The 911-nt window shown below is 43.9% G+C and carries 1 protein-coding gene; it reads left to right on the top strand.

The genetic code is table 11. The features are described from left to right. Window positions 1-911: class I tRNA ligase family protein (locus A3756_RS01665; protein WP_156490182.1), on the top strand; the 911-nt coding region annotated here is incomplete at both ends.

The following is a 911-nucleotide window of genomic DNA, read 5'->3' on the forward strand; positions in this document are numbered from 1 at the left end:
GTAAATGGTAAGAAGATGTCCAAGTCACGAGGCACATTTATTAAAGCGCGTACTTATTTAGAGCACCTAAACCCTGAATACCTGCGTTATTACTTTGCGGCCAAATTGACTAATGCGGTCGATGATCTGGACTTGAATCTGGAAGATTTTGCGCAACGTGTTAATTCTGACTTGGTCGGTAAGGTTGTGAATATTGCCAGCCGTTGTGCCGGTTTTATTACTAAGCGTTTTGATGGCAAGTTAGCAGCGAGTTGTGAAGAAACCGAGCTGCTTCAGAAGTTTATCTATGCAGGTGACGAGATTGCAGCTTTCTACGAAGGTCGAGAGTTTGGTAAGGCGATTCGTAAGATTATGGAGCTTGCTGACCTGGCAAATCAGTATATCGATGAAAAGGCACCTTGGGTGATTGCCAAGGAAGAAGGCAAAGAAGCTGAGCTACAGCAAATTTGCTCCAATGGTATCAATATGTTCCGCCAGCTGATGACCTATTTAGCGCCAGTGCTACCGGGTATGACTGAAAAGGCGCAAGGCTTCTTAAACATTGAATTGAACTGGGATGCGCGTACCGAGCTATTGTTAGATCATCAAATCAACAAGTTTAAGCCGATGATGACGCGTGTCGAAATGGATAAGGTCAATAAGATGGTTGAAGCTTCTAAAGAAGCTGCGGCGGCAGAAATGCAGCTAGGAAAGAAAGAAGAGAAGCCAGTTGAAGAAAGTGATTTGCCTGGTGGTGAGGCAATTGCGCCAGAAATTGAGTTTGATGATTTTGCCAAAGTGGATTTACGCGTTGCATTGATTAAGAACGCAGAGCATGTTGAAGGGGCTAAAAAGCTACTGAAACTTACTTTGGATTTGGGAACAGAGCAAAAGCAAGTATTCTCTGGTATCAAGTCGGCTTATCAGCCAGA

It is taken from the genome of Oleiphilus sp. HI0086, assembly GCF_001635225.1.